Origin of the sequence: Aeromonas sp. L_1B5_3 (genome assembly GCF_963866575.1) — a bacterium.
GTDB classification, from domain to species: domain Bacteria; phylum Pseudomonadota; class Gammaproteobacteria; order Enterobacterales; family Aeromonadaceae; genus Aeromonas; species Aeromonas jandaei.
In genome coordinates this window covers 64,060-80,062 of sequence record NZ_CAWMDN010000125.1, presented here as the reverse complement: position 1 = coordinate 80,062, position 16,003 = coordinate 64,060, and the positions used below count along the sequence as shown (strand labels likewise).

Genomic DNA, 16,003 nt, shown 5'->3' with positions numbered 1-16,003 from the left:
CGCGGGAGCCTTTGTTGTTAGTGTGAAAACCGGTCAGAGCGGCAGGTCGTTGACCGTCATCACTCCTTTGTCCAGCTTCAGCTCGGCATTGAGCTTTTGCTGATCGGCCTGCAGATAACCCATGGCAGTCAACTGCTCCAGCATGGGTGCCAGCTGTGGCACCACCTTGCCCAGCTTGTCGCTGAGTGAGGCGTGGAGCTGGCCGCTCAGCGCCTGCATTCCCTCTTCACTGTTGAAGAGTTTGTCGAGCGAGGTGGAGGCAAGCTTCACATCCCCTTTCATCGCCACGGTTTCACCATTGAACTTGGCACTCAGATCCGTCAGCGCAAGGCCCGCTCCACGTGCCAGGATCTTGTCCAACGCTTGCTGGATCGCGGTATCTTCCACCCCTTTGCCGCTGGCTGCCTGCAACCCCTGATAACCTTCCAGATCCAATCCGTTAAGGTGCAGTTCCAGATTGCTGTCGGTCACCGCCAACGCATCGGTCTCGTTCTCCAGATTGAGCTGGGCCATCTTCATCCGGTAGCTGCTGGAGAGAGTCTGGGCATCGTCCCCCTTGAGCAGGGTTTCGGTGGTCATATCCTGCAGTGAAAACTTGACACTATCGGGTAGTTGCACGGTCAGCGCAGAGAGACTCATTTCACTCTGTGGAGAGAGCCAGACTCCGCTGATCTCGGCCAGATCGGCACTGCCCTTCATCTGGGCCAACACCAGATCCATCTTGCTCTGCTCTTCGTGAACCGTCATCCCCTGCCAGGTCATGGTGACATGGCCGCTCCCGTTCAGGTCACCGTGGAAATCCCCGGTGAGCGGCAGGAAGTGGAACTCGTCCAGCCCCTGTTTGATCTTGAACTCATCGGCCCAGAAACGACTGCTGTTACCCCGGGTCCAAAGACTGCTGACCGACTCAACACCGAGCTGCCACTGCTCCATGCCGAGCGCACTGAACACCGGTGCCAGCGACCCCTGTTTGGTATCGAGCAAAATGTTGCTCTTGATATACAGCGGCAGGATCTGACTCTTTACCACGAAATCCAACTCAAGGGGCTGCCCACCTTCGAGATCGCTATCGAGCATGGCCAAATCCTTGGGAGGGATGACCAGCTTTACCACCCCTTCACGGCTAAAGAGACTACTGTTGCTTGCCACCCATTGCAGCTCCAATCCAGTCTCTTTCTTCACTTTTTCAAATTGTTCCAGCTTCATGCGATCGAAGCTGTTGCCCGTGTACCAGCATGCAGCCAAACCACCACCTACCAGTGCCGCACCCACGGCCAGGGCCACTATTTTTTTCATATATCCATGTCTCTCCATGAGTTGTCGCTGCACTCTACGGGGCAAGCTCGGCACTAGGCAAGTCCGATCAGAGGCTCCGTCTGTAATCTTCTGTAACCGGCCATTACAACAAGGGACTGAAAAGGTAGAAGATATTCTCCATCACCCTCTTGTACCAGGGGCGAGCCTGCCAGCTGGCCAGCGTCATTGGCGTAGCTTCCGCCATGTAACCCTGCACCAGCTGGGTCATTTGAGCAACGAAGTGCGGGTTGTCTACCAGCAGGGTTACCTCGAAGTTGAGCCAGAGGCTGCGCCTGTCCAGATTGACCGTCCCCACCAGGGCAAAATCGTCGTCCACCAGCACGCTCTTGGTGTGGAGCAGACCGGCATCGTAGCGATAGATCTCCACTCCGGCCGCCAGCAGCTCCTCCATAAAGGCGTTGCAGGCATAGTTGGCCATGATGGAGTCGTTGCGAGCCGGCAGCACCAGCTGCACCTGTACTCCGCGCGCGGCCGCCGAACTGAGCGCCGCAGCCAGCGGATCATCCGGCACGAAATAGGGCGTGGTCAGCACCAGATGGCTACGCGCCTGATAGATGGCAAGCAGCAGGCTTTGCTGGATGCAGTCGCCACCGACGAAGGGGCCGGACGGAATAAGCTGGGCGCGATAGTTGGTCTGTGGCCACACTTCCGGCTCGTGCTGCAGGCTGTCGAGCAACCGCTCGCCAGTCTCAACTTCCCAGTCCCAGACAAAGATGGACCACATCAGCGGCACTATGGGCCCCTGCACCCGGATCATGATATCGACCCACTGGCCGACTCCGGCATCCTGCTTGAAGAAACGGGGATCCACCATGTTCATCGAGCCGGTATAACCGACCCGGTCATCGATCACCACCAGTTTGCGGTGCATTCGCAGATCCTGGCGCTGGAAGGGGATGCGCCAGGCACCGACCGGCAGTACCTCCACCAGCTTGACCCCCGCCTTGCGCAGCTTTTTCGGCCAGCCCGAGCGGAAGAAGTGCTTGCTCCCCACCGAATCCAGCAGCAAACGACAATCCACGCCGCGTTGGGCCACCTCCATCAGCGCTTCGCACACATCGTCGGCATCGCCGCCGGGGTGCCAGATGTAGAACTCCATATAGCAAGAGAGAGTCGACTTGCGGATATCCTGAGCAATCTCGCGCAATATTTGCTCGGGTCTGCTGAGCAGGGTCATCCGGTTGCCAGAGAGCATCGGCATGGCGAGCCGTCCCTGGATGAGGTCGTGCAGTGGCTGGGCCTTCTCCCCCACTTCGCAGCAGTGCTGGGGAAAGAGACGAGCCAGCTGGCGGATCCAGATGGCATAAGGGCGATACATGGCTTGCGCCCGCTCACCACGGCGCCGCCCCAGCTTGATCTCGCCAAACAGGACATAGAACCCGACCCCGGCAAAGGGGATGGCATAGATGAGGGCCAGCCAGGCCAGCGATACGCCGATGGGGCGCCGCTTCATCACCACCCGAATTGAAACACCGGTGACGATGACAGTGTGAAACAGCAGCAGTAACCAGCCGAGAAAACGGGAAAACAGCAGGTGGAGATCGTATTCGAGACCGTCGAGCAACGGGAACTCCTTCTAATCGACAAGGGGCGGTGGGCAGATCCCACACGGCAGGAATGGTATGCTGTAGGGCAAATCCATTCTATCAGGTCGCACGCATGATTCTGCAATCTATGCTGCTCAGCCTGGCCATGCTAGGCCAAGGCTCATATGACATCAATGAGCAACAGATAAACCAGTACCTGCAATCCCAGGTTCAAGTCGACAAACAGCTGGAGCTGCCCGGTATCATCAAGGCCCATGTGAAGCTTGAGCAGAGCGATGTACAACTCGGCCGCCAGCGTCCGGATACTGCCCGGGTCTACGGCAAGGGCAAGCTCAAGATAGCCCTGCCCGACAACACCGAATATGACGCTCGCCTGCAGATGACCTATGAAGCGAGACCCCGTTACGACAAGAGCCAGAGTGCCCTGTTTCTCGACAACATGAAACTGGTGGAGTACAAGCTGGAGCCGGAGGCGGCGGAGAAGAAGTTTGGTCTGATGCTCGGCATGCTGCTGCAAAGCATGGAAAAAAGGCTTGAGAGCCAGCCCGTCTACAAGCTCAATGACAAGGATCCGCAGCAGGCATGGCTCAAAGAGAATCTGCTGGGGCTGGAGCTGTCACCGGGCAAGATCCATCTGCTTACCAAAGAACGCTGACCCCCACGTTCAATTCGGGAGGGGCTGGGTGGTCTCCCGCACCAGCAGCTCCACCTGATATCCCTGTTGCTGTTGCCGCTCAAAAAGAGAGAAGAGAGAGCCTCGCAATCTGTGCAGTGGCAGATCGGCAAAACCGGCTTTGATGTAGAAGGGTTTCTCGAATGGCAAGGCCTGACACACCACCGGCTTGTCGTCGAGTCCGTCGCAGGCATGCTGCAGCAGGCGGGAACCCAGCCCGAGTGACTGATAGTGGGGCAGCAGACGAAAGCCACACAGATGGTAAAAATCCTCTTCGTCCCGCACCCTGACCGCTCCGACCAGCCAGTGAGCATCACGCACGACAAAGATCCGCTCGGCCAGATCCGGCACGTAGTGGGAGAAGGTCGTTTCGTAATAGTCCCTGATCAGAGAGAGGTCGGCGTCACAGTACTCTTCGAAGGTGAGTTCCATCGCCAGCGAGCTTGCCACAAACAAATCCTTTTGCAATCAATGAGTAGTGTCATGTGGTTGCTGCTAATCCGACCAGATGACGAGAGCAAGATAGCACGCCTTTCATTAACAAAAAAGTCGATATCCACAAGAGAGCCGCGAGAGCAGAAGCGCTCTGCTGCACGCCGTGATCCCGCTCACCTGCCGGCAACGCTCACCCTGTTTTCCCGCTTGTTCTGCCCCCCTCATGATGCTTTACTCAACACATGCATAGAGGAAGGAGTTTGCGGTTTGAAAGCATGGAAGCTGGCAGGCCATCTGTGGTTGATCCCCCTGGCAGGATGGTGCGAAGCGCCGCCTCCTGCCGAGGTGGTTTTTCTGTCGGCAGCCCCCGTTCCGCCTCTGCGCCTGCCGCTTGCAGCCCCCGAACCACAGGCACAGGCACAGGCACAGGCACAACAGGGGAACAAGCAGATCCATGTTTACAAGTCGGTGCAGAAGAACGGCGTGACCCGCTACTCCGACATGGTGCCGGAGCAGGGCAACTACGAACTGCTGCTCTTTAACGACTGCTTTGCCTGCGACCCGAAATCGGACGTCAACTGGCACACTACCGGGCTTTTTCTCTATGACTACGCCAGCACTATCAAGGCGGCGGCAGACACCTATCACGTAGAACCAGCCCTCATCCGGGCACTCATCCACGCCGAATCGGCCTTCAATCCGATGGCGATTTCTCGCAAAGGTGCCATGGGTCTTACTCAGCTGATGCCGGAAACGGCGCGGGAGCTGGGGGTTGGCAATGCCCTGCTGGCAGAGCAGAACATCTTCGGCGGGGTAAAATATCTGGCGGGATTGCTCAAGCAGTATGACGGCAACATAGCGCTGGCTACCGCAGCCTATAACGCGGGTGCTGGCGCCGTGCAAAAACATGGCGGCATCCCCCCCTACGCCGAAACTCGCGCCTATGTGGAGCGTGTCCAGCTGCTGCATCAGCGATACAAAGAGATGCTGCAGGCCAAAGGGCTATAGCCCTCAGGTTTTTCCCACCGCCAGAAAACAAAAAACACGCCCTTGGGCGTGTCGATACCACACTTTGTTTCGCGAACGATTACTTCTGCTCAGCCGCCACCAGGCGATAAGCCAGCGCACCCAGAATGGCACCGACGATCGGGGCAACCCAGAACAGCCACAACTGACCGATAGCCCAGTCACCGACAAACAGCGCAACACCGGCACTGCGGGCAGGGTTGACCGAGGTATTGGTCACCGGAATGCTCACCAGATGGATCAGGGTCAGGCACAGGCCGATGGCAACCGGAGCAAGCGCAGCTGGCGCACGGCTGTCGGTAGCGCCCATGATGACGAACAGGAAGAAGCCGGTCATCACAGCTTCGCACACCAGTGCTGCCATCATGCTGTAGCCGCCCGGAGAGTGCTCACCGTAGCCATTGGAGGCAAAGCCGGCGGAGAGATCAAAACCGGCCTGACCACTGGCAATCACATAGAGTACGGCAGCGGCGGCAATTGCCCCCAGCACCTGTGCCACTATGTAAGAGAGCACGCCGGAAGCAGGAAAACGACCGCCAGCCCACAGACCGATGGTGACTGCCGGGTTGAGATGGCAACCGGAGATATGGCCGATGGCATACGCCATGGTCAGCACGGTCAGGCCGAATGCCAGCGATACGCCCAAGAGGCCGATCCCCACATGGGGGAAGGCTGCAGCCAGCACGGCACTGCCACAACCTCCCAATACCAGCCAGAAGGTTCCCAAAAACTCTGCTGCTACAGGTTTCACACTATGTCTCCCGATAAGATGGATAAAAAGGCCCACAAAGGGGCCATGCGTTAACACGCGCAGCATTATGGGAGGAGCAATGGCCGATGCGAACCCGGTTACCAGCCTTCACAAAACGTGATCCAAGTCACAATTAGTTGATTAATAGAGATATTTATCAGTAGCTAGCCATAAAGAGGCTGTTGCCAACAAGGAGCCTCATGCGACAACTTGTGACTCCAAAGACCTGTTCTGTCTATTTGTTGATCAACAATTCAGGACCACACCAGCGGATCACTTGATCGGCGAAAATCGGCTGACCACCTGACCCTGATGCTCAATCCACTCCATGAACATGGCGACGGGGCGGGCATAGACGGCGCCATCCTGTTCCGACTGATAGATCACCAGCTGCTCGCCTGTCTCGGTATGGCTGGCCAGGGTCAGCACCTGATAGTAACCCCCCTTGAAATGACGATAGCGGCCGGGTGTGGGTGCATGCATGGGATACCTCTGCAGATGGAACAGGACGGGAAAGGAGAAATATGCGCTGGCCAGTGCCAGTTGTATCAGCTTTTTCTCGTCGGAAATGACGATGAAGAGGCTTTTTTACACAAGCCAATCGTGCCAGAGAGCGTGAAGATTTCAACACAGTAGAGTAGCTTTGTTAATCACTCCCCCATCTTTCACTGGTGAACCTTACCAAGCACAAACGATCGTGCTGAATTTAACCTTTTAATAACTCTGTTTTGGGGCTAAAAATCAGGAATTTCTACTAAAAAGAAGATTGTTCTAGCATTCAATTCTGTGAAGAATAGGGGAAAAGATATTTGATACTAAAAACCGCCTTTTTCGCCAACGCGTCCCTGTGGGGAAGGAATCACTGTCACCATGTTCACAATCGACAAGTCGCACAAGCTCGACGATGTCTGCTATGACATCCGCGGCCCGGTGCATAAAGAAGCTCGCCGTCTCGAAGACGAAGGCCACCGCATTCTCAAGCTCAACATCGGCAACCCGGCCCCATTCGGCTTTGATGCGCCGGAAGAGATCATCAAGGATGTGATCCTCAACATGCCCCAGAGCCAGGGCTACTGCGACTCCAAGGGGCTCTTCTCTGCCCGCAAGGCGGTGATGCAGTACTACCAGCAAAAAGGGATGCGCAAGGTCGACATCGACGACATCTACATCGGCAATGGCGCCAGCGAGCTGATCGTGATGGCGATGCAGGCGCTGCTCAACAACGGCGACGAGATGCTGGTGCCCTCCCCCGACTACCCGCTCTGGACCGCCGCCGTCACCCTCTCCGGTGGCCATGCGGTGCACTATCGCTGCGACGAAGGGGCTGACTGGTATCCGGATCTCGACGACATCCGCGCCCGCATCACCCCGCGCACCCGCGGCCTGGTGCTGATCAACCCCAACAACCCGACCGGCGCCGTCTACGGCAGCGAGTTCCTGCTGGAGGTGATCGAGATCGCCCGCCAGCACAACCTCATCATCTTCGCCGACGAGATCTACGACAAGATCCTCTACGACGATATCTCCCACACCAGCGTCTGCACCCTGTGTGACGATGTGATGGTGGTGACCTTCAACGGCCTCTCCAAGGCCTACCGCGCCTGCGGCTTCCGTCAAGGCTGGATGGTCATCACCGGCCCCAAAGGCCGTGCTCGCGGTTACATTGAAGGGCTGGAGATGCTGGCCTCCATGCGACTGTGTGCCAACGTGCCGATGCAGCACGCCATCCAGACAGCGCTTGGCGGCTACCAGAGCATCAACGAGCTGATCCTGCCGGGCGGTCGCCTGCGCAAGCAGCGGGACAAAGCGTGGGAACTCTTGAACGAGATCCCCGGGGTCTCCTGCGTCAAACCCAAGGGGGCGCTCTACATGTTCCCGCGCCTCGACCCCAAGGTGTATGACATCCGCGATGACCAGAAGATGGTGTTCGACCTGCTGCAGCAGGAGAAGCTGCTGCTGGTGCAAGGCACCGGCTTCAACTGGCCGGCGCCGGATCACTTCCGGCTGGTGTTCCTGCCCCGGGAAGAGGAGCTGGAGGATGCCATCGGCCGCCTCGCCCGTTTCCTCAAGGGCTACAAGCAGTAAGCAAGGCTCATGAAAAAGGCTCCCGCGGGAGCCTTTTTGTTGTCTGTCGTTTTCTATCCGCACCATCAGCCGTGCAGCAGGGCACCGGCCACCAGTACCGCCATGGTAATGAGAGCCACCCCGATGATAAAGGGCAGCACCCAACGCACGAAGCGATCGTAGGGGATCTTGGCGAGCGCCAGACCAGCCACCAGATGGGCAGCTGTGGGGGCAAACAGGTTGATCCAGCCGGAGGCGGACTGATAGGCCGTGATCACCAGATCCCGCGAGATGCCGGAGAAGTCAGCCAGCGGCCCCATCAGCGGCATGGAGACAGTCGCCAGCCCCGAGGTGGAGGGGATGAAGAAGCTCAGGATGATGTGCACCAGATAGGCCATCAGGATGAATACCGACGAGGAGAGTCCGCTCACCAGCCCCTCGGCCCAGTGCAAAATGGTGTCGATGATGACGCCATGCTCCATCACCACATAGATGCCGCGTGCCACCGCTACCACCAGCGCCACCCCGATGAGGTCTCGCGCCCCGTTGAGGAAGGTCGCCACATAGTTGGACTCCGGCATCCGGTTGATCAGCGCGATCAGGATGGAGGCGCTGAAGAACAGGGTGGAGAGCTCGTCAAACCACCAGCCAAAGGTGGGCAGCACATCGATCCCCAAATCCGACCAGGGAACCACCGCATAGATCATCAGCAGGAAGGTGCCGAAGAATACCAGCATGGTGAACTTCTGCTTGCCGGTGAAGGCGAGGTTGCCGCTCTTCATCTGGGAGAACTCGTCGTCATAGACAATGTCGGCCAGCACGGAGCGGGACTTGTCCTGCTGCACCTGCTTGGCGTAACGCATCACGAACCAGGAGGCGAAGATCACCAGCAGCAGCCACTGGATGACCCGCAGGCCAATCCCCTCACCGATGGGAATGCCGGCAAAACCGGAGGCGATGCCGGTAGCAAACGGGTTGACGGTGGAGGCGAGCACCCCGACCCCGGAACCGAGCAGGATAATCCCCGCCGCCACCATGCGATCAAACCCCGCCGCCATCATCACCGGCACGATCAGCGCCCAGAAGGCCACCGTCTCCTCCGCCATACCGAAGGTGGAGCCACCAAGAGCAAACAGGGCAATCAGCACAGGGATCAGCAGCCGCTCGCGCCCGGCAAAGCCGCGCACAATGGCTCCTACCCCGGCATCCAGTGCCCCGCTCTGCATGGTCACCGCGAGAAAACCACCGATGATAAGCACGAACAGCGCCACATCAGCGGCCTTGTGAAAGCCCTGAATGGGGGCCTTGAGCACATCGAATACCCCCTGCGGATGAGAGGGCAGCTCGGTGTAGCTGCCGGGCACCGGCAACAGACGCTCATCGCCGCTGTAGTCAGCCACGGCTGCTGCCGCTACCGGCTGCTGAGTCTTGGCCGTCACATAGTTGTATTTGCCCGCCGGCAGCACCCAGGTGAGGGCCGCCATCAGGGCGATGATGATGAAAAGCAGGGTATAGACAGTGGGGAGTTGGCGCTTTTTGGGCGCTTCATTTGGAGTGGTCATAGCTTCCGTACCTCGGCAATGCCGTCATGTGATCCGATCACCGCCAGACTAGCGGGTTTGATATGGGAAAAAGGTGATCGCTGATAATAAAATTCCGTAACTTAGCGGTATTTTTGCCAAAAAAACAGGGCCCCGCGGGGCCCCGTTTTCACTTGAGTCAGACTCAGAGCTCGACCACGTCGAATTTCACGTCCGGATTCACATCCGCATCGTAATCGACCTCGTCCAGACCGAAACCGAACAAGCGCAGGAACTCCTGCTTGTAGCCGGTGTAATCGGTCAGGTCGGAGAGGTTCTCGCTGGTGATGGATGGCCACAGATCGCGGCAGGTCTGCTGCACGTCTTCGCGCAGTTCCCAGTCATCCATGCGGATGCGGGCCTGATCGTCCAGCGCCATGTCGGACGCGTAGAGGCGGGTGCGCATCATGCGATCCACCTGCTCCATGCACCCCTCGTGAATACCCTTTTCCTTCATGATCTTGAAGGCCATGGAGATATAGAGCGGCATCACCGGAATAGCGGAAGAGGCCTGGGTCACCACGGATTTCAGCACGGCCACGTGAGCGGTGCCGCCCTTGGCAGCCAGATCGCCACGGATGGCGGCAGCGGCGCGGTCCAGATCTTCCTTGGCGCGACCCAGAGTGCCATGCCAGTAGATTGGCCAGGTCAGATCGGTACCGATGTAGGAGTAAGCCACGGACTTGGCGCCGTCAGCCAGCACGCCGGCATCGCGCAGGGCTGCCATCCACAACTCCCAATCCTGACCGCCCATGACGGTGATGGTGTTCTGGATCTCTTCCTCATTCGCCGGCTCAACGGTGGCGGTGATGATCTGATCCTTGTTGGTATCGATGGCGGTAGTGGTGTAGACCTCGCCGATCGGTTTCAGAGCGGAGCGCACCACTTCGCCGGTTTCCGGCATCTTGCGCACCGGAGAGGCCAGGGAGTAGACCACCAGATCAATCTGACCCAGATCCTGCTTGATGAGCTCGATCACCTTGGCGCGGCACTCGTTGGAGAAGGCATCACCATTGACGCTCTTGGCGTAGAGGCCTGCCTCTTTGGCAGCCTTGTCGAAGGCGGCGGAGTTATACCAGCCGGCGGTACCGGTCTTGGACTCGGTGCCCGCTTTTTCAAAGAAGACGCCGAGGGTGGCGGCGCCAGAGCCAAAGGCGGCAGCAATGCGGGAGGCCAGACCATAACCGGTGGAAGCGCCGATCACCAGCACCTTCTTGGGACCATTCTCGATGGCGCCCTTGGCTTTGGTGTAAGCAATCTGGCGACGAACATTGGCTTCACAGCCAACCGGGTGAGTGGTGGTGCAGATAAAGCCGCGAACCTTGGGTTTGATAATCATATGGGGTCTCGGATCCGTTTAATGGATGAAATCGGGGCATAAGATACCTCATCTTGCCGCGATAAGGTGCTCTGATGTGTTGAACGGCGACAAAAATCCACAAGCCCACGACAGAAATGAAAGAGAAATAGCCTCCCAGAGCTTTGGTTGCCCCACGGCACATTCGGGCACTTGCCAGAAGCCGCTTGCCCGCCCATGGCTGGCATATACTTGGACAACATCGTGGCGCTGGATGATTGGCCCAACAGGGCGGAGGTAACATGACCAGATGTTGGCAAAGATGCTTGTTGTGGACGGCTGTGGCACTGTTTGCAGCCAGTGAGGTATCAGCCAAACCGACGGTCGGCATGGTACTGAAATCGGTCCGCAACGAGTTTTTCATCGAGATGGCGAAAGGGGCAGAGACCTATGCTGCGGCCCACTCCGACGCTCTGACACTACAGCTAGAAGGCATCCAGCAGGAGGTGGATGTCACAGGTCAGGAGGCGATCATCCGCAAAATGATCGGCCAAAAAGTGGATGCCCTGGTGGTGGTACCGACCGATTCGGTCGCCATGCTGCCCGTTCTGATGGAGGCAATTCGTGCCGGCATTCTGGTCATCAACATGGACAACAAGCTAGATGACAGGGCACTGGTGCTGGAAGGGGTCAATGTCCCCTTCGTCGGCCCCAGCAACTTTGCCGGTGCGCGCAGTGTCGGCGAATATGTCGCCAAAAAACTCCCTGCGGGCAGTAAAGTCGGGCTGATAGAGGGCCCCCCCGGTGCCATCAACAGCCGGGCTCGCAGTGACGGATTCCGGGCTGCCCTGCGCGCTGCTGACATGGTTGTCGCCGGCGTGCGCAGCGGCTATTGGGACACAGCTCAGGGCAAGAGCGCCACTATCGATCTCCTCAAGGCAACCCCGGACGTCAAGGCGCTGCTCTGCGGTAACGACAATATGGCCATCGGTGCCGCCCAAGCCTTGGCTGAGCTGGGGCTCAAAGGCAAGGTGCTGATCGGTGGCTATGACAATATTCCGGGGATCCACCCCTATCTCAGCGATGGATCTGTGGTGGCAACCGCAGACCAGTATCCGGGCAAGCAGGCACAATATGCGCTCGACCTCGCCCTGAAAGCGCTGGCGCAGAAGATAACGCAAGCCGATCTGCCCGGCATAGTGCAAACCCCTGTGGAGCTGGTCACACATCCTTAGGAGGCTCGATGAAGGGGTGGTGGGTATTGCTGCTATTGTGGTGCCAACTTGCATCGGCCGGGCCAGTGCTAAACATCTATGCCGATGCCTACCCCCCTTTCATTCAGGTTACCGGAGAACAGCTGAGCGGCCCTTATGTCGATGTCTTTGCCCGCTTGGCCAAGCAGCAAGGGATAGAGATTAATTTGCAAGCCAAGCCCATGCGGCGCCTGCTCAAGATAGTGACCACCGAGCCAAACAGCTGCGGACTTGGGGTGCACTTCTCGGCCGAGAATGCAGAAACCCTGCGCTACGTTGCGCGCATAGCCCCCATCACCCTCGCAGTCTACGCCCGGCAAGAAACTATTCCGCCCCTGAGCAACATAGAGGCGCTGCGCAACTACCGGATTGGTGCCATCGATGTAGCTGAGCTGAGGGAGCTGCTTGATAACGCAGCGATCCGCTACGAGCTGCTACCCAAAGCCAGTCTTGGGATCGCCATGCTGCAAGCTGGGCGCTTCGACCTGCTGATTAGCGACGAGCTCCCCGAGCTGATCACCGCCCCAAGACATAAAAACAGGCTCCAGCGAGTGATGATCCTTGCCCGGGTGGAAAGGTGGCTAGCCTGCCATCCACAACTCCCGCCCGATACAGTGAAACGCCTGCGTGCATCGCTCTCCCTTGGAGTCTTTGGCGATACAATGGTCGATATCTGGCAAGGGTATGGTTTGAGCTCGGTATATGAGGGGGTCAGACGGGAGTGGATTGTTATTCCCTGACCACATCCCTATTCAACCTTCTCTCGCGGCCAACTTCAGCAACGTCGGTACAGGTTTCCTCGCCTGTTTTCGCTCTCTCCTACCTTTCACCTCGAGCGATCAATGGTGCCCCCGCTTGAGGCAGTCAGCAGGCTATCCGGGTGATCTTGCCCGCTTGCAGCTTGTAGAAGGCATCCTGCGGCAACTCCTGAGTCCAGATCGCTGCCTCATCGAGGTCGGCATAGACGCCACGCAGCATGGCGCCGAGCAGACCGTGGGAAATGACGATGGCGCGCTCGGCGACTGTCGGATCCAGCAGCCACTGCTGGGCGCGACGCTGAATGCTGAGGACACTCTCGGCCCCTGGGGCCTGCAGATACCAATCGCCCCTGCCGGTATCGAGTTCAGGGTGAGCCTGGCAGAGCTCGGGGATCCGGCACCCTTCCCACTCCCCCATGCCGAGCTCCATCAGCCGCTCATCCCAGATGATGCGATCGGCGGGCAAACCCAACTGCTCGCACACCAGCAGGGCGGTCTGACGGGCGCGCCCGAGCGGGCTGGCATAGACACTCCAGCGGGCGGGATCCGCCAACTCGTCGGCAAGCCGCAATCCCATGGCAATAGCTTGCGCTTCACCCTTCTCGGTCAGATCGGAGTTACAGCGTCCCTGCAGGCGCTGTTCGGCATTGAAAAGGGTCTGGCCATGGCGCAGCAGATAGATGATTCGTGACATGTGATTTCCAGCTGATTCAACGAGATGGGAACAAGGCGACAACCAGAGTGGTGCGGTAACGGCTTTCATTGCCCATGCAGGGTAACGCACAGCCAGCGTTACGGCCTGTGACTCTGGCAGTTGTCGCTTGTGCAGAATTTGGGGAGGCAGGTGTCATGCACCTACCCCTTCTTGATCTCCCGCAGGTAGCGGTAGATGGAGTGAACCGAGATGCCGAGCTGGCGCGCTGCGATCTGGGCACTGTCTTTAAGCTCGAAGATCCCCATGTCGTGCAACTGGTTAACGATAACCCGGGTCTTCTGGGAAGGGGGTACGGCTTCGTTACCGCGCACCTCGGCGCTGACAGTATCTATGGTGCTGTTGAGCGCTTCGTCGATGTTGCGGGCAAACACCTCGGGGGTAGCGTGGTTCTCGCTGGCATGCATGCACTCGGGCATCATGGCACGCAACACGGATTGCAGCGGGGCATCCATGTCGGTGTTGATGCAGAGCAGTCCGATCGCCTTGTGCTCCCCGTTGCGGATGACGGTAGTGAGCGAACGCAGGGTCTTGCCGGTCGCACATTTGGTCATGTAGGGGTTGGAGATATCCTGCCCACTCTTGAGCTTGATCATCGCCAGGTTGGTGATGGGGGCGCCGACACTGCGGCCGGTGATATGACCGTTGGCAATCTTGATGATCGAGGGGTTGCGCACATCCAGACTGTGGAGCAGCACCTCGGTGTGCTGACCATACATGGCGGCGATGCCATCCACGATGATCTCCATCGACTTGAGGATCTGGAAATCGTTCTGACTCAACTCTTGCAGCTTCACATTCGGACCTTCTTGCAAGGGCTGCTGCCGGGCGATGGACGCCGGGCAGCAGCCGACAGGGACACTCAGGCGGACATGATATCAATAATGGTGCTGTCTGTGGCAGACATGCCGTCCTTCACCATCTGACCCACGTTGCGAATGGTCTGATCCACGTTGTCGGAAACAATCCCCTGCCCCGACACCGAGTGGCTGTTAAGCGCCATCAGGAAGCCACGTACCGCCGCACCGGAGGAGGTGCTCACCTTCATGGCGCAGGAGGCTTTGGCTCCGTCACACACCATGCCGGCACTGTCGCTCAGCACGTTCTGGATGGCGAAGCAGGATTGCTCGAAGCTGCCACCAGCGAGATAGACCATGGCCATGGCGGCTGCCGCGCTGGTCACGGTATTGCCGCAGAAGGCCGACAGCGGCGGATAGTGGGACTTGATATAGATGGCGCCCAGATGGCTCATGATGAGGGCGCGAGCCAGCTGTTCTTCACTGGCGCCATAGCGCTCGGCAATCACCATCACCGGAATGGTGGCCGCGATGCCCTGGTTGCCGCTGCCAAAGTTGCTCATCGCCGGCAGGGTCGCCCCCCCCATGCGGGCATCGGAGGCAGCCGCCGTCATCATCACGATGCGGTTCATCACATCCTCGCCGATAAGGCCGGCATCGATGTTCTGCTGCATGGTACGACCAATCTCGAGACCATAGGGGTTGTTCATCCCCTCGGCAGAGAGCTTGCCGTTGAGTTCGGAGGCCTTGAGGATGAACCTGATCTGCTCGAACTCCACCTGGGTGGCGAACTCATAGATGGCAGCGATGCTGATATCCACGCCATCGCAGATGGCGCCGGTGGCCCCGCTCTGACTCTGATCGGCGGTGAAGGTCACCTCGCCATCGCGACGCTGCTCGACGATGCGGGTATGGCCGCCGCACAGGGTCACTTCGGCGCTGTGCTCTTCACCGTTTTCATCAGAGCCATAAACAGTCACGCGGCAGAAGATAAACTCGGGGGCCGCGGTGCGGCTGACCAGCACGCCACCGGCATCGATCAGGGCCTGGGCACGGGCCACCTGATCTGCGGTGATGGCGGCCAGCACCTCCAGTCCGCCATCGGCATTGCCACCGAGGGCGCCGGCTGCGGCGGCGATCGCCAGACCAATCTTGCCGGTACCCGGCACATAGACACCCATCGAGTTCTTGTAGAGATTATCCGACACCGCCACCTCGATACGACGCGGTGCGCAGCCCAGTTGCCGGGCGGCAACTGCGGCGGCATAAGCGGCGGCGATAGGCTCGGTACAGCCCAGCGCCGGTTTGACAACCTGTTGAATAATCTGCAGATACTGCTGCCACGCTTGTTTCATTGATTGAACCTTTCTCTATCCGTTAACGAGCGATATGGGCGATCGCTTCCACTTCAACCTTGACGCCCATCGGCAGATCCTTCACCGCGAAGCAGCTGCGCGCCGGACAATCTTTCTGGAAATAGGCTTTGTAAACCTCGTTAAACGCGGCAAAATCGCTGATCTCGGCGAGATAGCAGGTAGTCTTGAGGACTGTCTCCAGCGAGCCGCCGCCCGCCTCCAGCACCGCTTTCAGGTTTTCGAGTGCCTGACGACTCTGTGCCTCAATACCGCCGGCAACCACGCCGCCCTGCTGTTTGCACACCGGCAGCTGGCCGGAGGTAAAGATGAGGTCGCCATAGGCAGTGCCATGGCTGTAAGGTCCGATGGCGTCGGGAGCCGAGGCCGCAGTGATGATTTTTTTCATATTACCCACTCCGTAATTGCAATTATTTTTGC

Annotated in this window: 16 protein-coding genes; 5 read left to right on the top strand and 11 right to left on the bottom strand. The window is 58.6% G+C overall.

Features of this window, described 5'->3' with window-relative positions; translation table 11 throughout:
- Nucleotides 1-33: 33 nt before the first annotated feature.
- Both AACR93_RS15615 and cls read right to left on the bottom strand, forming a co-directional pair.
- Nucleotides 34-1,296 carry a DUF945 family protein gene (locus tag AACR93_RS15615; RefSeq protein ID WP_043851263.1) on the bottom strand — a complete coding sequence of 421 codons (1,263 nt, stop codon included), beginning with the start codon at nucleotides 1,294-1,296 and terminating at the stop codon, nucleotides 34-36.
- Nucleotides 1,297-1,399: 103 nt separating this feature from the next.
- The gene (cls, locus tag AACR93_RS15610; protein ID WP_041208679.1) at nucleotides 1,400-2,881 is read right to left on the bottom strand and encodes a cardiolipin synthase; all 1,482 of its coding nucleotides are present in this window, start codon (nucleotides 2,879-2,881) and stop codon (nucleotides 1,400-1,402) included.
- 95 nt (nucleotides 2,882-2,976) lie between these two features.
- On the opposite strand from cls, the gene AACR93_RS15605 reads away from it, so the two are divergent.
- Nucleotides 2,977-3,519 (top strand): DUF1439 domain-containing protein, encoded by a 543-nt coding sequence (locus AACR93_RS15605; protein ID WP_033115032.1) that lies wholly within the window; start codon nucleotides 2,977-2,979, stop codon nucleotides 3,517-3,519.
- A gap of 9 nt (nucleotides 3,520-3,528) precedes the next feature.
- On the opposite strand, the gene AACR93_RS15600 is transcribed toward AACR93_RS15605, so the two are convergent.
- Complete coding sequence (locus tag AACR93_RS15600; RefSeq protein WP_042058211.1) at nucleotides 3,529-3,969, bottom strand: GNAT family N-acetyltransferase; 441 nt, start codon at nucleotides 3,967-3,969, stop codon at nucleotides 3,529-3,531.
- A gap of 270 nt (nucleotides 3,970-4,239) precedes the next feature.
- Between AACR93_RS15600 and AACR93_RS15595 the strand changes: the two genes are divergently transcribed.
- Nucleotides 4,240-4,980, top strand: coding sequence for a lytic transglycosylase domain-containing protein (locus AACR93_RS15595; RefSeq protein WP_043851267.1), 741 nt, complete (start codon nucleotides 4,240-4,242; stop codon nucleotides 4,978-4,980).
- 79 nt (nucleotides 4,981-5,059) lie between these two features.
- On the opposite strand, the gene aqpZ is transcribed toward AACR93_RS15595, so the two are convergent.
- Together aqpZ and AACR93_RS15585 are read right to left on the bottom strand one after the other, a co-directional pair.
- Nucleotides 5,060-5,749, bottom strand: a complete 690-nt coding sequence (aqpZ, locus tag AACR93_RS15590; RefSeq protein ID WP_043851262.1) for an aquaporin Z — start codon at nucleotides 5,747-5,749, stop codon at nucleotides 5,060-5,062.
- Nucleotides 5,750-6,022: 273 nt separating this feature from the next.
- Nucleotides 6,023-6,232 (bottom strand): DUF1653 domain-containing protein, encoded by a 210-nt coding sequence (locus AACR93_RS15585; protein WP_043851261.1) that lies wholly within the window; start codon nucleotides 6,230-6,232, stop codon nucleotides 6,023-6,025.
- 387 nt (nucleotides 6,233-6,619) lie between these two features.
- Between AACR93_RS15585 and AACR93_RS15580 the strand changes: the two genes are divergently transcribed.
- Nucleotides 6,620-7,834, top strand: a complete 1,215-nt coding sequence (locus AACR93_RS15580) for a pyridoxal phosphate-dependent aminotransferase (protein WP_043851260.1) — start codon at nucleotides 6,620-6,622, stop codon at nucleotides 7,832-7,834.
- A gap of 65 nt (nucleotides 7,835-7,899) precedes the next feature.
- Here AACR93_RS15580 and AACR93_RS15575 read toward each other — a convergent pair whose 3' ends face one another.
- Together AACR93_RS15575 and fabV are read right to left on the bottom strand one after the other, a co-directional pair.
- Nucleotides 7,900-9,375 (bottom strand): YfcC family protein, encoded by a 1,476-nt coding sequence (locus AACR93_RS15575; protein WP_043851259.1) that lies wholly within the window; start codon nucleotides 9,373-9,375, stop codon nucleotides 7,900-7,902.
- 163 nt (nucleotides 9,376-9,538) lie between these two features.
- The gene (fabV, locus tag AACR93_RS15570; protein ID WP_043851258.1) at nucleotides 9,539-10,732 is read right to left on the bottom strand and encodes an enoyl-ACP reductase FabV; all 1,194 of its coding nucleotides are present in this window, start codon (nucleotides 10,730-10,732) and stop codon (nucleotides 9,539-9,541) included.
- Between the two features lie 299 nt (nucleotides 10,733-11,031).
- On the opposite strand from fabV, the gene AACR93_RS15565 reads away from it, so the two are divergent.
- Together AACR93_RS15565 and AACR93_RS15560 are read left to right on the top strand one after the other, a co-directional pair.
- The gene (locus AACR93_RS15565; protein WP_231556963.1) at nucleotides 11,032-11,925 is read left to right on the top strand and encodes a sugar ABC transporter substrate-binding protein; all 894 of its coding nucleotides are present in this window, start codon (nucleotides 11,032-11,034) and stop codon (nucleotides 11,923-11,925) included.
- 8 nt (nucleotides 11,926-11,933) lie between these two features.
- Entirely contained in the window at nucleotides 11,934-12,683 is a 750-nt protein-coding gene (locus tag AACR93_RS15560) for a substrate-binding periplasmic protein (RefSeq protein ID WP_043851256.1), read from the top strand.
- A gap of 124 nt (nucleotides 12,684-12,807) precedes the next feature.
- Here the strand turns inward: AACR93_RS15560 and AACR93_RS15555 are convergent, their stop codons facing one another.
- From AACR93_RS15555 to AACR93_RS15540, 4 genes are all read right to left on the bottom strand, one after another.
- On the bottom strand, nucleotides 12,808-13,395 hold the full coding sequence (locus AACR93_RS15555; RefSeq protein ID WP_043851255.1) for a histidine phosphatase family protein: 588 nt from the start codon (nucleotides 13,393-13,395) through the stop codon (nucleotides 12,808-12,810).
- Nucleotides 13,396-13,556: 161 nt separating this feature from the next.
- Entirely contained in the window at nucleotides 13,557-14,210 is a 654-nt protein-coding gene (locus tag AACR93_RS15550) for a helix-turn-helix transcriptional regulator (protein ID WP_033115023.1), read from the bottom strand.
- Between the two features lie 65 nt (nucleotides 14,211-14,275).
- Complete coding sequence (locus tag AACR93_RS15545) at nucleotides 14,276-15,565, bottom strand: L-cysteine desulfidase family protein (RefSeq protein WP_043851254.1); 1,290 nt, start codon at nucleotides 15,563-15,565, stop codon at nucleotides 14,276-14,278.
- Nucleotides 15,566-15,587: 22 nt separating this feature from the next.
- Nucleotides 15,588-15,971 (bottom strand): Rid family detoxifying hydrolase, encoded by a 384-nt coding sequence (locus tag AACR93_RS15540; RefSeq protein ID WP_033115021.1) that lies wholly within the window; start codon nucleotides 15,969-15,971, stop codon nucleotides 15,588-15,590.
- Nucleotides 15,972-16,003: the final 32 nt, after the last annotated feature.